Raw genomic sequence first — 18480 nt, forward strand, 5'->3', positions numbered from 1 at the left:
TTCCGCGCCTGGTGACCCATTTTTCGATAAAAACCATTAAAAAACATGCAGTTAAAAAATCGAGATTACTACCACCTTGGTGGTAAATGCCAATTTCCGCCGCGATAACAAGCCAGTCCGTATTGATCGCTATCAATTCCCGTCCGCTTTCATAGCGTTACCTTCGCTGCAAATCCAGCAATGTCGATTTATCAGAGAGCCGTCAGGCTCCATATCAGGAGAAACCCGATGAGTAAATTCCTGGACCGGTTTCGCTACTTCAAACAGAAGGGTGAAACCTTTGCCGATGGGCACGGCCAGCTTCTAAACACCAACCGGGACTGGGAGGATGGATACCGTCAACGTTGGCAGCATGACAAAATTGTGCGTTCCACTCACGGTGTCAACTGCACCGGTTCATGCAGCTGGAAGATTTATGTCAAAAACGGACTGGTGACCTGGGAAACCCAGCAAACGGACTATCCGCGCACCCGTCCGGACCTGCCAAACCACGAACCACGCGGCTGCCCGCGCGGCGCCAGCTACTCCTGGTATCTGTACAGCGCGAACCGCCTGAAATACCCGCTGATGCGCAAACGCCTGATGAAGATGTGGCGGGAAGCGAAGGTCCAGCATAGCGATCCGGTTGAGGCATGGGCCTCGATTATCGAAGACGCCGACAAAGCGAAAAGCTTCAAGCAGGCTCGCGGTCGCGGCGGGTTTGTCCGCTCCTCCTGGCAGGAAGTGAATGAGCTGATTGCCGCCTCCAACGTTTATACCGTGAAAACTTACGGTCCGGATCGCGTGGCCGGCTTCTCGCCGATCCCGGCGATGTCGATGGTCTCCTACGCCTCCGGCGCTCGTTACCTGTCGCTGATCGGCGGTACCTGCCTGAGCTTCTACGACTGGTACTGCGACCTGCCGCCGGCCTCGCCGATGACCTGGGGCGAGCAGACCGACGTGCCGGAATCCGCCGACTGGTACAACTCCAGCTATATCATCGCCTGGGGCTCCAACGTGCCGCAGACCCGTACCCCGGATGCGCACTTCTTTACCGAAGTTCGCTATAAAGGGACCAAAACTGTCGCCATCACCCCGGACTACGCCGAAATCGCCAAGCTCTGCGATCTGTGGCTGGCGCCGAAGCAGGGTACCGATGCCGCGATGGCGCTGGCGATGGGCCACGTGATGCTGCGTGAGTTCCATCTTGATAAACCGAGCCAGTACTTCACCGATTACGTGCGTCGCTACACCGACATGCCGATGCTGGTGATGCTTGAGGAGCGCGACGGCTATTACGCCGCCGGCCGCACGCTGCGCGCGTCCGACCTCGTGGATTCCCTTGGTCAGGAGAAGAATCCGGAATGGAAAACCGTCGCCTTTGATGAGAAGGGCGATCTGACCGTGCCGAACGGTTCCCTCGGATTCCGCTGGGGCGACAAAGGCAAATGGAACCTCGAACAGCGCGACGGTAAAACCGGCGAAGAGATTGAGCTGCGTCTGAGCCTGCTGGGCAGCCATGACGAGGTCGCGGACGTCGGCTTCCCGTACTTCGGCGGCGAAGGTTCTGAACACTTCAACAAAGTCGCGCTGGAAAACATTCTGCTGCACAAACTGCCGGTTAAACGCCTGCAGCTGGCCGACGGCTCCACCGCCCTGGTGACCACCGTGTACGACCTGACCATGGCCAACTATGGCCTGGAGCGCGGTCTGAACGATGACAACTGCGCCGCCAGCTATGATGAAGTGAAAGCCTACACTCCGGCCTGGGCGGAGAAAATTACCGGCGTCTCCCGCGCGCATATTATCCGTACCGCCCGCGAGTTTGCCGATAACGCCGATAAAACCCATGGTCGGTCGATGATTATCGTCGGGGCGGGTCTCAACCACTGGTTCCACCTCGACATGAACTACCGCGGTCTGATCAACATGCTGATCTTCTGCGGTTGCGTCGGCCAGAGCGGCGGCGGTTGGGCGCACTATGTGGGCCAGGAAAAACTGCGTCCGCAGACCGGCTGGCAGCCGCTGGCGTTCGCCCTTGACTGGCAACGCCCGGCACGTCATATGAACAGCACCTCGTACTTCTATAACCACTCCAGCCAGTGGCGCTATGAAAGCGTGACCGCGCAGGAGCTGCTCTCGCCGATGGCGGATAAATCCCGCTACAGCGGCCATCTGATCGACTTCAACGTCCGCGCCGAGCGGATGGGCTGGCTGCCGTCGGCGCCGCAGCTGGGCGTAAACCCGCTGCGCATCGCCGATGAGGCGAAAAAAGCGGGCATGACGCCGGTGGATTACACCGTCAAATCTCTGAAGGAGGGATCGATTCGCTTTGCGGCAGAGCAGCCGGAAAACGGAAAAAACCATCCGCGTAACCTGTTTATCTGGCGTTCCAACCTGCTGGGCTCCTCCGGTAAAGGTCATGAGTACATGCTCAAGTACCTGCTGGGTACGGAGAACGGCATTCAGGGTAAAGACCTTGGCAAGCAGGGCGGCGTGAAGCCGGAAGAAGTCGAATGGCGCGATAACGGCCTCGACGGCAAACTGGACCTGGTGGTGACCCTCGACTTCCGTCTGTCGAGCACCTGTCTCTACTCCGATATCGTGCTGCCGACCGCCACCTGGTACGAAAAAGACGACATGAATACCTCGGATATGCATCCGTTTATTCATCCGCTGTCGGCGGCCGTTGACCCGGCCTGGGAATCGAAGAGCGACTGGGATATCTACAAAGGTATCGCGAAGAAATTCTCTGAAGTGTGCGTGGGCCACCTCGGTAAAGAAACCGACGTCGTTACGCTGCCGATCCAGCATGATTCCGCCGCGGAAATGGCGCAGCCGCTGGACGTCAAAGACTGGAAGAAGGGCGAATGTGACCTGATTCCGGGGAAAACCGCCCCGCATATTATTCCGGTCGAGCGTGATTACCCGGCGACTTATGAGCGCTTCACCTCCATTGGCCCGCTGCTGGAAACCATCGGCAACGGCGGGAAAGGCATCGCCTGGAATACCCAGAGCGAAATGGACCTGCTGCGTAAGCTCAACTACACCAAGGCCGAAGGCCCGGCGAAAGGTCAGCCGAAGCTGGAAACGGCCATCGACGCCGCGGAGATGATCCTCACCCTGGCGCCGGAAACGAACGGTCAGGTGGCGGTGAAGGCGTGGAAAGCGCTGAGCGAAATCACCGGCCGCGAACACGCGCACCTGGCGCTGAACAAAGAAGACGAGAAGATCCGTTTCCGCGATATTCAGGCGCAGCCGCGGAAAATCATCTCCAGCCCGACCTGGTCCGGGCTGGAAGACGAACACGTCTCCTATAACGCCGGATACACCAACGTTCACGAGCTGATCCCATGGCGTACCCTGTCCGGTCGTCAGTCGCTGTATCAGGATCACCAGTGGATGCGCGACTTTGGCGAGAGCCTGCTGGTTTATCGTCCGCCGATTGACACCCGCTCGGTGAAAGCGGTGATGGGCGAGAAGTCCAACGGCAACCCGGAGAAGGCGCTGAACTTCCTGACGCCGCACCAGAAATGGGGTATCCACTCGACCTACAGCGATAACCTGCTGATGCTGACCCTGTCACGCGGCGGTCCGATCGTCTGGATGAGCGAGGCGGATGCGAAAGATCTGGGTATCGAAGATAACGACTGGATCGAAGTGTTCAACGCCAACGGCGCCCTGACGGCGCGCGCGGTGGTGAGCCAGCGCGTGCCGGCCGGGATGACCATGATGTACCACGCGCAGGAACGCATCGTGAACCTGCCTGGCTCTGAAGTCACCGGCCAGCGCGGCGGGATCCATAACTCGGTTACCCGTATTACGCCGAAACCGACCCATATGATCGGCGGCTATGGCCATCTGGCCTATGGCTTTAACTACTACGGCACCGTCGGCTCCAACCGCGATGAGTTTGTGGTGGTACGTAAGATGAAGAACATTAACTGGTTAGACGGCGAAGGCAATGACCAGGTACAGGAGAGCGTAAAATGAAAATTCGTTCACAAGTCGGCATGGTGCTGAATCTCGATAAATGCATCGGCTGCCACACCTGCTCGGTAACCTGTAAAAACGTCTGGACCAGCCGGGAAGGGATGGAGTACGCCTGGTTCAATAACGTGGAGAGTAAGCCTGGCGTCGGTTTTCCGAACGACTGGGAAAACCAGGAGAAATGGAAGGGCGGCTGGATCCGCAAAATCAACGGCAAGCTGCAGCCGCGCATGGGCAACCGCGCGATGCTGTTAGGTAAAATCTTCGCGAACCCGCATCTGCCGGGCATTGATGATTACTACGAGCCGTTCGATTACGACTACCAGAACCTGCATAACGCCCCGGAGAGTAAACACCAGCCGATCGCCCGTCCGCGCTCGCTGATCACCGGCCAGCGGATGGACAAGATCACCAGCGGTCCGAACTGGGAAGAGATCCTCGGCGGCGAGTTTGAAAAGCGCGCCAAAGACCAGAACTTCGACAACATGCAGAAGGCGATGTACGGCCAGTTCGAGAACACCTTCATGATGTATCTGCCGCGCCTGTGCGAGCACTGCCTGAATCCGGCGTGCGTCGCAACCTGCCCGAGCGGCGCCATCTATAAGCGTGAAGAAGACGGCATCGTGCTGATCGACCAGGACAAGTGCCGCGGCTGGCGGATGTGCATCACCGGCTGCCCGTACAAGAAGATCTACTTCAACTGGAAGAGCGGGAAATCTGAGAAGTGCATCTTCTGCTACCCGCGTATTGAATCCGGAATGCCGACGGTATGCTCCGAAACCTGCGTGGGCCGAATCCGCTACCTCGGCGTCCTGCTGTATGACGCGGACGCGATCGAAAATGCCGCCAGCACCGAGAACGAGAAAGATCTCTATCAGCGTCAACTGGACGTGTTCCTCGATCCGAACGACCCGAAAGTGATTGAGCAGGCGCTGAAAGATGGCGTACCGCAGGGCGTGATTGAAGCCGCGCAGCAGTCGCCGGTCTGGAAAATGGCGATGGACTGGAAGCTGGCCCTGCCGCTGCACCCGGAATATCGCACCCTGCCGATGGTTTGGTACGTGCCGCCGCTGTCGCCGATTCAGTCCGCCGCCGATGCCGGCGAACTGGGCAGCAACGGGATCCTGCCGGACGTGGAAAGCCTGCGTATTCCGGTGCAGTATCTGGCGAACCTGCTGACCGCCGGCGATACCCAACCGGTCCTGTTGGCCCTGAAGCGGATGCTGGCGATGCGTCACTATAAGCGGGCGGAAACCGTTGACGGCGTTGTCGATACCCGCGCGCTGGAAGAGGTGGGCTTAAGCGAAGCGCAGGCTCAGGAGATGTACCGCTACCTGGCGATCGCCAACTACGAAGATCGTTTCGTGGTGCCGAGCAGCCATCGGGAACAGGCGCGGGAAGCGTTTCCGGAGAAAAATGGCTGCGGCTTTAGCTTTGGCGACGGCTGCCACGGCTCTGACAGCCAGTTCAACCTGTTCAACAGCCGTCGCATCGACGCCATCGACGTGACCAGCAAAACGGAGCCGCACGCATGATTGAACTTGTGATTGTGTCGCGTTTGCTCGAATACCCTGACGCTGCCTTATGGCAGCATCAGCAGGAGATGTTCGAGGCGCTCGCGTCATCGGAGAAACTCGGCAAAGAAGATGCTCACGCGCTGGGCGTTTTTCTGCGCGATCTGCTGGCTCAGGATCCGCTGGATGCCCAGGCGGCCTACAGCGAACTGTTTGACCGCGGCCGGGCCACCTCGCTGCTGCTGTTTGAACACGTGCACGGCGAATCCCGCGATCGCGGCCAGGCGATGGTTGACCTGATGGCGCAGTATGAGCGCCACGGTCTGCTGCTCGATAGCCATGAGCTGCCGGATCATCTGCCGCTGTATCTGGAGTATCTGGCGCAGCTGCCGGAAGAGGACGCGCTTGGCGGCCTGCGGGACGTCGCGCCGATCCTCGGCCTGCTCAGCGCGCGCCTGCAGCAGCGCGAGAGCCGCTATGCGGTGCTGTTCGAGCTGCTGCTGAAGCTGGCCAACACTCAGGTCGACAGCCAGAAAGTGGCGGAGAAGATTGCCGACGAAGCCCGCGACGATACGCCGCAGGCGCTGGACGCAGTCTGGGAAGAAGAACAGGTTAAATTCTTTGCCGACCAGGGCTGCGGCGAGTCGGAGATTTCCGCTCACCAGCGTCGTTTTGCCGGAGCCGTGGCCCCGCAATATCTGAATATCTCTAACGGAGGACAGCAATAATGCACTTCCTGAATATGTTCTTCTTTGACATTTATCCGTACATTGCGGGCTCGGTGTTTCTGATCGGCAGCTGGCTACGCTATGACTACGGTCAGTACACCTGGCGCGCGGCCTCCAGCCAGATGCTGGACCGTAAAGGGATGAATCTGGCGTCGAACCTGTTTCATATCGGCATCCTCGGCATTTTCGCCGGCCACTTCCTCGGCATGCTGACGCCGCACTGGATGTATGAATCCTTCCTGCCGATCGACGTCAAGCAGAAGATGGCGATGATCGCCGGCGGCGCCTGCGGCGTGATGACCCTGGTGGGCGGTTTACTGCTGCTCAAGCGTCGTCTGCTCAGCCCGCGCGTTCGCGCCACCACCACCGGCGCGGATATTCTGATCCTCTCCCTGCTGATGGTGCAGTGTGCGTTGGGCCTGCTGACGATCCCGTTCTCAGCCCAGCATATGGACGGCAGCGAAATGATGAAGCTGGTCGGCTGGGCGCAGTCGGTGGTCACCTTCCACGGCGGTGCGTCGCAGCACCTGGATGGCGTGGCGTTTATCTTCCGCGTCCACCTGGTGCTGGGTATGACCCTGTTCCTGCTGTTCCCGTTCTCCCGTCTGGTTCATATCTGGAGCGCGCCGGTAGAGTACCTGACGCGCAAATACCAGATTGTTCGCGCCCGTCGCTAACTGGCCCGCGACTGCTGACTGACCCCGCTCTGGCGGGGTTTTTTTTCGCCCCAGCCGAGGTTATTCCCCGCGGCGGCAAACAGAATCAGCATCCCGCCGCACCACTGCACAGGGGTTAACGCATGGTGGAAGACCAGATAGTCGCCCCCCATCGCCACCAGTGGATAAATAAAGGAGAGTGAACCGGTAATGGGCGTTGGCAGCTTCTGTATCGCGCTATATAAAAGCTGATACATGATCCCGGTATGGACGACGCCGAGGATCAGCAGATAGCGCCAGGGAAAGCTGGCAGAAAACTCGGGCATTTGCACCAGCGGCAGCAGCATCACGACGCCGACCAGCACCTGAATAAAGGCGATATGCTGAGCAGGGAGCGGATGCAGTTTGCGGGCGATAATGGCGGTCAGAGCATAGAAAAATGCTGCGCCTAATGCCAGCAAAACGCCGGTCGCGAGACTATCGCCGTGCGCCGGGGCAAGCTCGCTTGACAGCAGGATCACCACGCCGCCGAAGGCCAGCAGTAACCATCCCCATTTTACGGCGCTGACTCGCTCCCCTAGCACCATGCCCATCAGTACCAGCATAAACGGCTGGGTGTTGTAGACCACCGTGGCCATGCCAATTGAAATACGCGAGTAGGCGGCAAAAAGCAGCAGCCAGTTGATGACCAGCGCAATGCCGCCAAGCACCGCGAGGGCGAGGGTGAAGCGCGTGAGACGACTGAAGGGTTGGCGGCTGAGAACGATAAACAGCAGCAGGGTGAGCGCGCCAATCAGGCAGCGCCAGAACACCACATCAATTACCGGCAAACCAGAGAGCAGCACGAACGCGCCGATCGAGCCAGAAATTATCATCGCCAGGCTCATTTGCCAGACGCCGCGGGTAAGTTGCATATTTCACCTCCAGAAGTTTTCCATTATTGTGCGAAAAATCCTGACAGCCTGACATGGCTGAATTAAGGTAAGCAGGGGGAAATTCCTTTCATAATTAGGTAAAAACCATGAATGACTTACTTGATGAAATTGACCGGGCGATCCTCGCTTGCCTGACTCAGGACGCCAGAGTCTCGTTGAAGGTATTGAGCGCGCGGGTGGGGCTGACCTCGCCGAGCACCGCCGAGCGGGTGAAGCGCCTGGAGGAGCGGGGGGTGATCCAGGGCTATGGGGCGCGGGTGAATCTCGCCGCGCTGGGCTACAGCCTGCAGGCGCTGGTGCGGGTCCGGCCGCTGCCTGGTCTGCTGCAGAAGGTGGATAAATATATCCAGGCGATGCCGGAGTGCATCGAAAGTGACAAAGTGACCGGAGAGGATTGTTTCGTGATGCGACTGGTGGTGCGTGATATTGCCCAACTGGATACGCTGCTTGACGGCCTGGCTGAATTTGCTCAGTGCAATACCTCGGTAGTGAAGAGTTCGCCGGTGAAGAGACGACTGCCCCCGCTGTGAGTTTCCCGGAGGCAGTGAGGCGCACCAGTCCGGGCTGCCAAACGGCACCATCTGTAGCCTCGCTAAGCGAAGCGCGAGCGAGGAGGTAGCAGTACAGGTGGTTGCAGAGAGCGCGAGAATGGTGGGGGAAGGATGACTCGGCGCTAACGCGCCTCGCCCTTCGGGCCGTTGCCTGCGGCAACGGCTCGAGTCGAACCTTGGTCGAAACTTCTCATCCTCCCCCGTAGGGGAGAATATAGCATGTAGCCTCGCTAAGCGAAGCGCGAGCGAGGAGATAGCAGCACAGGTGGCTGAAGAGAGTGCAACAGTAGTGGGGGAAGGATGACTCGGCGCTAAAGCGCCTCGCCCTTCGGGCCGTTGCTTGCGGCAACGTTCTCTCGCTACGCTCGAGTCGAACCTTAGTCGAAGCTTCTCATCCTTCCCCGTGGGGCAGAATATAGAGTATCGCAAGTGAAGTAAGTTGGGTAATACATGAAGAGATGGTGGTGGGGGAAGGATGACTCGGCGCTAAAGCGCCTCGCCCTTCGGGCCGTTGCCTGCGGCAACGTTCTCTCGCTACGCTCGAGTCGAACCTTAGTCGAAGCTTCTCATCCTTCCCCGTAGGGCAGAATATAAAAGATCGTCGAGTAGTCGAATTGGGAAGTTTTTTAAGAAGATGGTGGTGGGGGAAGGATTCGAACCTTCGAAGTCGATGACGGCAGATTTACAGTCTGCTCCCTTTGGCCGCTCGGGAACCCCACCAGGGGTAAAATCAAATTGTAGGCTATTCAGCAAAGTGAATGGTGGTGGGGGAAGGATTCGAACCTTCGAAGTCGATGACGGCAGATTTACAGTCTGCTCCCTTTGGCCGCTCGGGAACCCCACCACGGGGTAATGCTTAGTACTGGCCTGCTTCCTTCTCGGGAAGCGGGGCGCATCATACCAAATGATGCGCCCCTGTAAAGCATTCCTTTGACAAAAATAAACTGGTTGCCTGATTTTTACCCGTAACGCCGGAAAGCTAACCAATTCATTTCTCAGTCGATTAAAGAATAATCGTCCGGTTACCGTAGACGAAGACGCGCTGCGCCAGGACCTGATACAGCGCCCGGCTCAATACGTTTTTTTCGACATCGCGCCCGGCACGCATCATATCTTCTGCAGTATAAGTATGATCGACGTGAATGACGTCCTGCATAATGATGGGACCTTCGTCCAGGTTATCATTCACGTAGTGGGCGGTGGCGCCGATGATCTTCACGCCGCGCTCATAGGCCTGATGATACGGACGCGCGCCGATAAACGCCGGCAGGAACGAGTGGTGAATATTAATGATCTTGTTCGGGAAACGAGCGACAAATTCCGGCGTAAGAACGCGCATATACTTGGCCAGCACCACGTAATCCGGTTCGTGGGCGGCAATCGCGTCGCCCATCTGCTTGTCGTGCTCTTCGCGGCTCAGCCCTTCATGGCTGACCAGTTCAAACGGGATGCCAAAACGTTCCACCAGCGGGCGCAGGGTGTCATGGTTGCCAATAACCGCGGCAATGTCGACATCCAGCCCGCCGTAGTTGGCTTTCATCAGCAGATCGCCGAGGCAGTGCGCCTCTTTCGTCACCAGAATCACTACCCGGCGGCGGCCTGCCGGATTGAGTTCACGAATCGAGCCTTCCGGCAGGGCGCTGTCCAGATCGGCCAGCAGAATAGCGTCGTTGAAGATGCCTTCCAGTTCGGTGCGCATAAAGAAACGACCGGTACGGTGGTCAACAAATTCGTTGTTCTGCACAATGTTAAGTTCGTGCTTGTAGCAGATATTGGTGATACGCGCGATGAGGCCTTTCTGATCAGGGCAAATAGTGCGTAGTACTTTACGTTGTAATGAATGCATCGCGAGGAAAATCCTGTAGTGTTTGCAAGCGCTGCGGTAGCGTTACTGGCCGCAGCATTTTTTAAATTTTTTACCTGAACCGCAAGGGCAGGGGTCGTTACGGCCAATCAGCGGCCGTGTCCCGTCGATATAGTACCACTGTCCATTTTCTTTTAAGAATCTGGAACGTTCAATAATGGCGCCCGGGCGGTTATTGTCATTAAAGCGGGCGATAAAGCTGACAAAGCCTTCATTGGCGGCTCGTCCATCATCGCTGGCGAACAGGGTTAAGCCCAGCCATTCGGTGTGGGCAAAGCCTTTCTCCAGTTCGGCGCGAAACTGCTGCGCCTGACAGGACGGATGCCAGGTTTTGATCAGATAGTCGGCATCTTTCATGACGAACGCGCTGTAACGGGAGCGCATAAGCTGTGACGGGCCTGGTGCAAGCTCAGCGCCGGACAGATATCGCTGGCAACATGAGCTATACTCCAGTGCGCTGCCACAGGGGCATAATTGCGACAAAACTGCCTCCATGGAAGAAAGAGTAACGGCGCTTCTACGCCAAAGGGCTTTATGTTAACTGAGCCGTGACAATGTTGCCACGCTCAGAGTGGAAGGATAGTTATCAGTACTAATGAGAAAGCTTAAAATTGGTCTGGCGTTAGGTGCGGGCGCCGCCCGCGGATGGTCGCATATTGGCGTCATCAACGCCCTCCAGCAGGCCGGCATTGAGATTGATATCGTGGCCGGTTGCTCTATCGGTTCGCTGGTAGGGGCGGCGTATGCCTGTAACCGACTCCCGGCCCTTGAGTCCTGGGTCTGCTCTTTCAGTAACTGGGACGTTCTGAAACTGATGGACCTCTCCTGGCGCCGCGGTGGACTACTGCGGGGTGAAAAGGTGTTCAATCATTATCGCCGCATCATGCCCGTGACCGATATCGAACACTGCGAACGGCGATTTGCCGCCGTCGCGACAAATTTAAGCACTGGCCGGGAGCTGTGGTTTACCGAAGGCGATCTGCACTTAGCGATTCGAGCCTCCTGCAGTATGCCGGGGTTAATGTCGCCGGTCAGGCATAACGGTTACTGGCTGGTTGATGGCGCGGTGGTCAATCCGGTTCCCGTATCGCTTACGCGGGCAATGGGGGCGGATATCGTGATTGCCGTGGATTTGCAACATGATGCCCACCTTATGCAGCAGGATTTATTCTCCCTCGAAACGCCGCGGCGGGAAGCCGAAGCGAAGGAGGGGCCATGGCATACTCGTCTGCGCGCACGCTTGACGCAAATGAGTTCCCGCCGTACGGCCGTGACGCCGACGGCGATGGAGATCATGACCACCTCTATCCAGGTCCTGGAGAACCGTCTTAAACGCAATCGTATGGCGGGTGACCCGCCGGATATCCTGTTGCAACCGTACTGTCCGCAAGTCTCGACGCTTGATTTCCATCGCGCCGGCGAGGCGATTACCGCAGGGCAGTTGGCGGTAGAAAAGAAAATGGATGAATTATTACCCTTAGTGCGTACCGCGATTTGACGCACGAGTACCTGACTTAAGCAAATTCTGACAGGCGATAGTGAGAATAGCGTGCCACTATTGAATTATCGTCAGCCAGGGGAGATATCATGACGCAGCCATTGGCGGGAAAACAGATTCTGATAGTTGAAGACGAACCCGTTTTCCGCTCACTCTTGCATGGATGGCTGACCTCGCTGGGAGCAACAACCTTCCAGGCGGAAGATGGCAAGGATGCCCTGCATAAAATGACGGAGGTGCATCCGGACCTGATGATTTGCGACATTTCGATGCCGAGAATGAACGGTCTGGAGCTGGTGGAGACGTTGCGTAATCGCGGCGAGCAGCTACCGATCCTGATGATTTCCGCTACCGAAAACATGGCCGATATAGCCAAAGCGTTGCGGCTTGGCGTTCAGGACGTGTTGTTAAAGCCAGTAAAAGATTTCGATCGCCTGCGCGAAACCGTTTATGCCTGCCTCTATCCTGCGATGTTCAGTTCACGGGTGGAAGAGGAAGAGCGTTTATTTGAGGACTGGGACGCGCTGGTCAGTAATCCCACTGCGGCTTCACGATTACTGCAGGAATTACAGCCGCCGGTGCAGCAGGAAATGTCGCACTGCCGCATTCATTATCGCCAGCTGGTGTCGGCGGATAAACCCGGTCTGGTACTCGATATCGCCCCGCTCTCGGACAATGATTTGGCCTTCTATTGTCTGGATGTCACACGGGCAGGAGATAATGGCGTCCTGGCCGCTTTATTATTGCGCGCGTTGTTCAATGGCTTGCTACAGGAGCAGCTGGCGCATCAGGGACAACGGCTACCAGAAATGGGGAGTCTGCTAAAACAGGTGAATCAGCTCCTGCGTCAGGCAAACCTTCCCGGCCAGTTTCCTTTGTTAGTGGGGTATTACCACAGCGGACTGAAAAATTTAATTCTGGTGTCGGCGGGACTTAATGGCACGCTGAATACCGGTGAGCATCAAATTCAGATTAGCAATGGCGTTCCTTTGGGCACCCTGGGTGATGCTTACCTTAATCAAATTAGTCAACGCTGTACCTCATGGCAGTGCCAAATTTGGGGGGCGGGAGGCCGTTTACGCTTAATGTTGTCTGCGGAGTGAGCAATTGCGTTTATATCTAAGCAGACGGGATTACCCGTTGTCCTTTAGCGGTGGTAACATCGAGCAGTTTTATGCGTAAAAGTCCTAATTCGAGGCTATCGGAAGCTTTTCAGACCAGTGAATACGCGGTTGACTGATATACTCGACACGTTATTTGTAACGAGAAGTTTAAAAAACAAACAGTCCAGGAGATTTCAATGGCTGCCCTTAATTCTAAAGTCAGAAAAGCGGTTATCCCGGTTGCGGGATTAGGCACCAGGATGCTGCCGGCCACCAAAGCGATTCCAAAAGAAATGCTGCCGCTGGTAGATAAGCCGTTAATTCAGTACGTTGTTAATGAATGTATCGCTGCAGGAATTACTGAAATTGTTCTGGTAACGCACTCGTCCAAAAACTCTATCGAAAACCATTTCGATACCAGTTTTGAGCTGGAAGCGATGCTGGAAAAACGTGTGAAACGCCAGCTGCTGGAAGAAGTGCAGTCTATTTGTCCGCCGCACGTAACCATTATGCAAGTTCGTCAGGGCCTGGCAAAAGGTCTGGGACACGCGGTGCTTTGCGCCCATCCGGTGGTGGGTGATGAGCCGGTCGCAGTTATTCTGCCAGACGTTATTCTGGATGAATATGAATCCGATCTGAGCCGCGATAACCTCGCAGAGATGATCTCTCGTTTCGATGAGACCGGCGCCAGCCAGATTATGGTTGAGCCTGTCGACGACGTGACCGCTTACGGTGTCGTTGACTGCAAAGGTGAATCTCTCAAGCCGGGAGAAAGCGTGCCGATGGTTGGCGTGGTCGAGAAGCCAAAAGCTGACGTTGCGCCGTCCAACCTGGCGGTGGTGGGGCGCTATGTCCTCAGCGCCGATATCTGGCCGCTGCTGGCGAAGACTCCTCCGGGTGCCGGTGATGAAATTCAGCTGACTGACGCGATTGATATGCTGATCGAAAAAGAGACGGTCGAAGCTTATCATATGAAAGGCAAGAGCCATGACTGCGGTAATAAGCTTGGCTACATGCAGGCGTTCGTCGAATATGGTATTCGCCACAAAACGCTGGGTGACGATTTTAAAACCTGGCTGGAAACCGCGGTTGCGAAGTAATCCGCAGCGCTGCTGAAAGCACAAAACCGGGAGTCGCAGATGCGCTCCCGGTTTTTTATATCGGCCCCAGGGGCAAAAAAAATCCCGCCGCAGCGGGATTTTTTATATCGTAACAACGGAGATTAGATCAGGAAATCGTCCAGTGATTTACCTTGCTCATCCATTGCTTTTTTGATCACCGCCGGGGTACGGCCCTGGCCGGTCCAGGTTTTTGTTTCGCCGTTTTCGTCGACATAGCTGTATTTAGCCGGACGTGCAGCACGCTTGGTTTTGGTACCGGCTTTAACGGCTGCCATGGTGCTCAGCAGTTCATTCGGATCAATACCGTCAGCGATCAGCATTTCACGGTATTGCTGCAGCTTACGCGTACGTTCTTCAATTTCTGCCGCGGCGGCGTTTTCTTCTTCACGGCGCTCGTTAACAACGACTTCTAATTTTTCCAGCATTTCTTCGAGCGTTTCCAGGGTGCATTCTCTTGCCTGCGCACGAAGAGTACGGATGTTGTTCAAAATTTTAAGTGCTTCGCTCATTGTAGTAATCTCAAACTTATATTGTGGGGTGGTTTGTTGAACTAATAATAGAGCGATAAAATGCGTTGTGCAATAGGGGGGAATGTAAGGAATTCAAAATTACTGGTTATTTGTCGCGAGAATTAATTAATTTAAGTTAAAATTCCCGTGCCGCTTCACATCTTTCATCCTTATAGCGATGAGCAGAAGGTAAGCTAAAACACTGAGACGGTATGCTTTTTCTGAGGTTCGGTGAGAAAAATTATCCTTTACATGGGTAAATAACCCTTGTCAGTATTAGCGCATTTTTGGTTATGAGGCTTAATATAAAACAACGCGCGGCGCCGCTTATAGCCCCATAGGTAACCGCCCTATAAGCACGAAAAGACAATGGTTACCCCGCCAGTAGCGTAACGAGGCGTACAAATAATGGCCCTGAAAATTCAATTCATCCTCTTAATCCTTTGGCTTTGCAGGCTCTTCAGCTGCGATACAATACCCCTGCCGAATGGGCGGCTGTACGCATAAAATATGGTACAATCGCCGCCGCGATAAAACACTTTGATTGGGGTCACGCAGCCGATGGCACAACTTTATTTCTACTACTCTGCAATGAATGCAGGTAAGTCGACCGCTCTGTTGCAATCTTCGTACAATTACCAGGAGCGGGGGATGCGTACCGTCGTTTATACCGCTGAGATTGATGACCGCTTTGGCGCCGGAAAAGTCAGCTCGCGTATCGGTCTCTCCTCGCCGGCCCGATTGTATAATCCACAGACGTCGCTATTTAACGATATTGCCGCAGAGCACAAGCTAAAGCCGATTCACTGCGTGCTGGTGGATGAAAGCCAGTTTCTGACGCGCGAGCAGGTTCATGAGCTGTCTGAAGTTGTCGATACGCTGGATATTCCTGTGCTTTGCTATGGCTTGCGGACAGACTTTCGCGGTGAGCTCTTTACCGGCAGCCAGTATTTACTGGCCTGGTCAGATAAGCTGGTGGAGCTGAAAACCATCTGTTTCTGCGGCCGGAAGGCCAGTATGGTGCTGCGCCTCGATCAGGAGGGGCGTCCTTACAACGAGGGCGAGCAGGTCGTCATCGGCGGCAATGAGCGGTACGTGTCAGTTTGTCGTAAGCATTATAAAGAGGCGCTGAGCGTCGGCTCGTTAACTCAGGTACAAAACCAGCACCGCCCCAGCTAATACGCGCAGAAGCTCGTCCAGGCGCCTGTGGGCGCCTTTTTATTGCCTGCGCTCCATTGGGCCAGCAGGCGTTAAAGCTTGGCTGTCGGTGGGCAAAAAAAAGCCCCGTCAGATGACGGGGCTTGCAGAACGTCTATGCTTGTCGATTAAGCGGATTTTTTCGCTTTTTTCTCAGCTTTCACCGGAGCTGCTTCGGCTTTCGCGGCTGCTTCACCTTCGACGAACTCGCGACCGTAGTAGGTATCCAGCAGGATCTGTTTCAGCTCGGAGATCAGCGGGTAGCGCGGGTTAGCGCCGGTGCACTGGTCATCGAATGCATCTTCGGACAGCTTATCAACGTGGGCCAGGAAGTCAGCTTCCTGAACGCCAGCTTCGCGGATAGATTTCGGAATACCCAGCTCAGCTTTCACGCTTTCCAGCCATGCCAGCAGCTTCTCGATTTTCGCTGCGGTACGGTCGCCCGGTGCGGAGAGACCCAGGTGATCGGCGATTTCAGCGTAGCGACGGCGAGCCTGCGGACGGTCGTACTGGCTGAACGCAGTCTGCTTGGTCGGGTTGTCATTCGCGTTGTAGCGGATAACGTTGCAGATCAGCAGCGCGTTGGCCAGACCGTGCGGAATATGGAACTGGGAACCCAGTTTGTGCGCCATGGAGTGACACACGCCGAGGAAGGCGTTAGCAAACGCGATACCGGCGATGGTGGCGGCACTGTGTACGCGCTCGCGGGCAACCGGGTTCTTGGAACCTTCGTGGTAGGAAGCCGGCAGGTACTCTTTCAGCAGTTTCAGCGCCTGCAGAGCCTGGCCGTCAGAGAACTCAGAAGCCAGCACGGAAACGTAAGCTTCCAGGGCGTGGGTCACGGCATCCAGACCACCGAACGCACACAGCGATTTCGGCATATCCATCACCAGGTTGGCATCGACGATGGCCATATCCGGGGTCAGCGCGTAGTCTGCCAGCGGATATTTCTGACCTGTCGCATCATCGGTCACAACGGCGAACGGCGTAACTTCAGAACCGGTACCGGAGGTGGTAGTGATCGCCACCATCTTGGCTTTAACGCCCATTTTCGGGAACTTGTAGATACGTTTACGGATGTCCATAAAGCGCAGCGCCAGTTCTTCGAAGTGGGTTTCCGGATGTTCGTACATGACCCACATGATTTTTGCCGCATCCATCGGGGAACCGCCGCCCAGCGCGATGATCACGTCTGGTTTAAAGGAGTTCGCCAGGTCGGCGCCTTTACGTACGATGGTCAGCGTCGGGTCAGCTTCAACTTCGAAGAAGACTTCAGTTTCAACACCCGCAGCTTTCAGTACGGAGGTGATCTGATCGGCATAGCCGTTGTTGAACAGGAAGCGGTCAGTCACGATCAGCGCGCGTTTGTGACCATCAGTAATCACTTCATCCAGTGCGATAGGCAGGGAGCCACGACGGAAGTAGATAGATTTCGGAAGTTTGTGCCACAACATGTTTTCAGCTCGCTTAGCAACGGTTTTCTTGTTGATCAGGTGTTTCGGACCAACGTTTTCAGAGATGGAGTTACCACCCCAGGAACCACAACCCAGAGTCAGGGAAGGAGCGAGTTTGAAGTTGTACAGGTCACCGATACCACCCTGAGAAGCCGGGGTGTTGATCAGGATACGCGCAGTTTTCATCATCTGGCCGAAGTAAGCCACGCGAGCCGGCTGGTTATCCTGGTCGGTGTACAGGCAAGAGGTATGACCGATACCGCCCATGGCGACCAGTTTTTCAGCTTTGGTCACGGCGTCTTCGAAATCTTTCGCACGGTACATCGCCAGCGTCGGAGACAGTTTTTCGTGAGCAAACGGCTCGCTTTCGTCAACGTCGGTGACTTCGCCAATCAGAATTTTAGTCGTGGCCGGTACGGTGAAGCCTGCCAGTTCAGCGATTTTCGCCGCAGGCTGACCAACGATAGCGGCGTTCAGCGCGCCATTTTTCAGGATAATGTCCTGAACGGCTTTCAGCTCTTTACCCTGCAGCAGGTAGCCGCCGTGGCTGGCGAAACGTTCGCGAACCGCGTCATAAACGGAATCAACCACCACAACGGACTGCTCAGAAGCACAGATAACGCCGTTATCGAAGGTTTTAGACATCAGAACGGAAGCAACGGCGCGTTTGATGTCAGCCGTTTCATCAATCACCACCGGGGTGTTACCGGCACCTACGCCGATAGCAGGTTTACCGGAGCTGTATGCTGCTTTCACCATGCCTGGACCACCGGTCGCAAGGATCAGGTTGATGTCCGGGTGGTGCATCAGGGCGTTAGACAGCTCAACAGACGGCTGATCGATCCAGCCAATCAGGTCTTTCGGCGCGCCGGCAGCGATGGCAGCCTGCAGGACGATGTCAGCCGCTTTGTTGGTGGCTTCTTTAGCACGCGGGTGCGGAGAGAAAATGATGGCGTTACGCGTCTTCAGGCTGATGAGCGATTTGAAGATGGCTGTTGAAGTCGGGTTAGTGGTCGGTACGATACCGCAGATGATGCCGATAGGTTCAGCGATAGTGATGGTACCAAAGGTGTCGTCTTCTGACAGGACGCCACAGGTTTTTTCGTCTTTATAAGCGTTGTAAATGTATTCGGAAGCGAAGTGGTTTTTGATCACTTTGTCTTCAACGATGCCCATGCCGGATTCGGCAACGGCCATTTTGGCGAGAGGGATTCGAGCATCTGCAGCGGCCAGCGCGGCGGCGCGGAAGATTTTGTCGACTTGTTCTTGAGTGAAACTGGCATATTCACGCTGGGCTTTCTTGACACGCTCAACAAGCGCGTTCAGTTCAGCGATATTAGTAACAGCCATAATGCTCTCCTGATAATGTTAAACTTTTTTA

At 55.8% G+C, this 18480-nt stretch carries 15 protein-coding genes, 2 tRNA genes and 3 other RNA genes; 9 read left to right on the forward strand and 11 right to left on the reverse strand.

The features are described 5' to 3' along the window. Positions 1-228 precede the first annotated feature (228 nt). The 4 genes from MKR05_RS07300 to narI are packed head-to-tail and all read left to right on the forward strand — an operon-like array spanning position 229 to position 6888. Positions 229-3972 carry a nitrate reductase subunit alpha gene (locus tag MKR05_RS07300; RefSeq protein ID WP_023290134.1) on the forward strand — a complete coding sequence of 1248 codons (3744 nt, stop codon included), beginning with the start codon at positions 229-231 and terminating at the stop codon, positions 3970-3972. Next, entirely contained in the window at positions 3969-5504 is a 1536-nt protein-coding gene (gene narH / locus MKR05_RS07305) for a nitrate reductase subunit beta (RefSeq protein WP_023290133.1), read from the forward strand. The genes MKR05_RS07300 and narH overlap by 4 nt, the downstream gene beginning before the upstream one ends. Next, positions 5501-6211: a nitrate reductase molybdenum cofactor assembly chaperone gene (gene narJ, locus MKR05_RS07310; protein WP_048297760.1), complete on the forward strand. Its 711-nt coding sequence runs from the start codon at positions 5501-5503 to the stop codon at positions 6209-6211. Before narH ends, narJ begins: the two co-directional genes overlap by 4 nt. Next, positions 6211-6888 carry a respiratory nitrate reductase subunit gamma gene (narI, locus tag MKR05_RS07315; protein ID WP_002910189.1) on the forward strand — a complete coding sequence of 226 codons (678 nt, stop codon included), beginning with the start codon at positions 6211-6213 and terminating at the stop codon, positions 6886-6888. The genes narJ and narI overlap by 1 nt, the downstream gene beginning before the upstream one ends. Here narI and MKR05_RS07320 read toward each other — a convergent pair. Beyond that, positions 6885-7781 carry a DMT family transporter gene (locus MKR05_RS07320; RefSeq protein ID WP_048297759.1) on the reverse strand — a complete coding sequence of 299 codons (897 nt, stop codon included), beginning with the start codon at positions 7779-7781 and terminating at the stop codon, positions 6885-6887. The genes narI and MKR05_RS07320 overlap by 4 nt on opposite strands. Before the next feature lie 107 nt (positions 7782-7888). On the opposite strand from MKR05_RS07320, the gene MKR05_RS07325 reads away from it, so the two are divergent. Beyond that, the gene (locus tag MKR05_RS07325) at positions 7889-8332 is read left to right on the forward strand and encodes an Lrp/AsnC family transcriptional regulator (protein ID WP_023290130.1); all 444 of its coding nucleotides are present in this window, start codon (positions 7889-7891) and stop codon (positions 8330-8332) included. Positions 8333-8448: 116 nt separating this feature from the next. Here MKR05_RS07325 and MKR05_RS07330 read toward each other — a convergent pair. The 7 genes from MKR05_RS07330 to MKR05_RS07360 form a co-directional block, all read right to left on the reverse strand. After that, a non-coding RNA gene (locus tag MKR05_RS07330) (RtT sRNA) lies at positions 8449-8568 on the reverse strand. A gap of 69 nt (positions 8569-8637) precedes the next feature. Beyond that, a non-coding RNA gene (locus MKR05_RS07335) (RtT sRNA) lies at positions 8638-8769 on the reverse strand. Positions 8770-8812: 43 nt separating this feature from the next. Then, a non-coding RNA gene (locus MKR05_RS07340) (RtT sRNA) lies at positions 8813-8944 on the reverse strand. A gap of 44 nt (positions 8945-8988) precedes the next feature. Continuing rightward, positions 8989-9073, reverse strand: a tRNA-Tyr gene (locus MKR05_RS07345). A gap of 39 nt (positions 9074-9112) precedes the next feature. Further along, positions 9113-9197: transfer RNA gene (locus tag MKR05_RS07350), tRNA-Tyr, on the reverse strand. Positions 9198-9356: 159 nt separating this feature from the next. Beyond that, positions 9357-10199 carry a formyltetrahydrofolate deformylase gene (gene purU, locus MKR05_RS07355; RefSeq protein ID WP_004203178.1) on the reverse strand — a complete coding sequence of 281 codons (843 nt, stop codon included), beginning with the start codon at positions 10197-10199 and terminating at the stop codon, positions 9357-9359. A 42-nt stretch (positions 10200-10241) separates the two neighbouring features. Next, on the reverse strand, positions 10242-10700 hold the full coding sequence (locus tag MKR05_RS07360; RefSeq protein WP_032428898.1) for a YchJ family protein: 459 nt from the start codon (positions 10698-10700) through the stop codon (positions 10242-10244). 112 nt (positions 10701-10812) lie between these two features. On the opposite strand from MKR05_RS07360, the gene rssA reads away from it, so the two are divergent. The 3 genes from rssA to galU all read left to right on the forward strand — a co-directional run bounded on the left by rssA (position 10813) and on the right by galU (position 13918). After that, a complete protein-coding gene (rssA, locus tag MKR05_RS07365) occupies positions 10813-11715 on the forward strand; it encodes a patatin-like phospholipase RssA (protein ID WP_004203175.1) in 903 nt (300 codons plus the stop codon). Between the two features lie 89 nt (positions 11716-11804). Then, positions 11805-12818 (forward strand): two-component system response regulator RssB, encoded by a 1014-nt coding sequence (rssB, locus tag MKR05_RS07370; protein ID WP_032453277.1) that lies wholly within the window; start codon positions 11805-11807, stop codon positions 12816-12818. Positions 12819-13015: 197 nt separating this feature from the next. Continuing rightward, the gene (galU, locus tag MKR05_RS07375; RefSeq protein ID WP_048297758.1) at positions 13016-13918 is read left to right on the forward strand and encodes a UTP--glucose-1-phosphate uridylyltransferase GalU; all 903 of its coding nucleotides are present in this window, start codon (positions 13016-13018) and stop codon (positions 13916-13918) included. Between the two features lie 122 nt (positions 13919-14040). On the opposite strand, the gene hns is transcribed toward galU, so the two are convergent. Beyond that, positions 14041-14448 carry a histone-like nucleoid-structuring protein H-NS gene (gene hns, locus MKR05_RS07380; protein WP_002910103.1) on the reverse strand — a complete coding sequence of 136 codons (408 nt, stop codon included), beginning with the start codon at positions 14446-14448 and terminating at the stop codon, positions 14041-14043. A 422-nt stretch (positions 14449-14870) separates the two neighbouring features. Continuing rightward, positions 14871-15002, reverse strand: coding sequence for a hypothetical protein (locus MKR05_RS26965; RefSeq protein WP_032428897.1), 132 nt, complete (start codon positions 15000-15002; stop codon positions 14871-14873). A gap of 7 nt (positions 15003-15009) precedes the next feature. On the opposite strand from MKR05_RS26965, the gene tdk reads away from it, so the two are divergent. Beyond that, positions 15010-15627 carry a thymidine kinase gene (tdk, locus tag MKR05_RS07390; protein ID WP_032429180.1) on the forward strand — a complete coding sequence of 206 codons (618 nt, stop codon included), beginning with the start codon at positions 15010-15012 and terminating at the stop codon, positions 15625-15627. Positions 15628-15773: 146 nt separating this feature from the next. Here the strand turns inward: tdk and adhE are convergent, their stop codons facing one another. Next, positions 15774-18449, reverse strand: coding sequence for a bifunctional acetaldehyde-CoA/alcohol dehydrogenase (adhE, locus tag MKR05_RS07395; protein WP_023290125.1), 2676 nt, complete (start codon positions 18447-18449; stop codon positions 15774-15776). Between the last annotated feature and the right edge of the window lie 31 nt (positions 18450-18480).

The organism is Klebsiella sp. K5-204, assembly GCF_030128585.1.
Taxonomy (GTDB): Bacteria; Pseudomonadota; Gammaproteobacteria; order Enterobacterales; family Enterobacteriaceae; genus Klebsiella; species Klebsiella quasipneumoniae.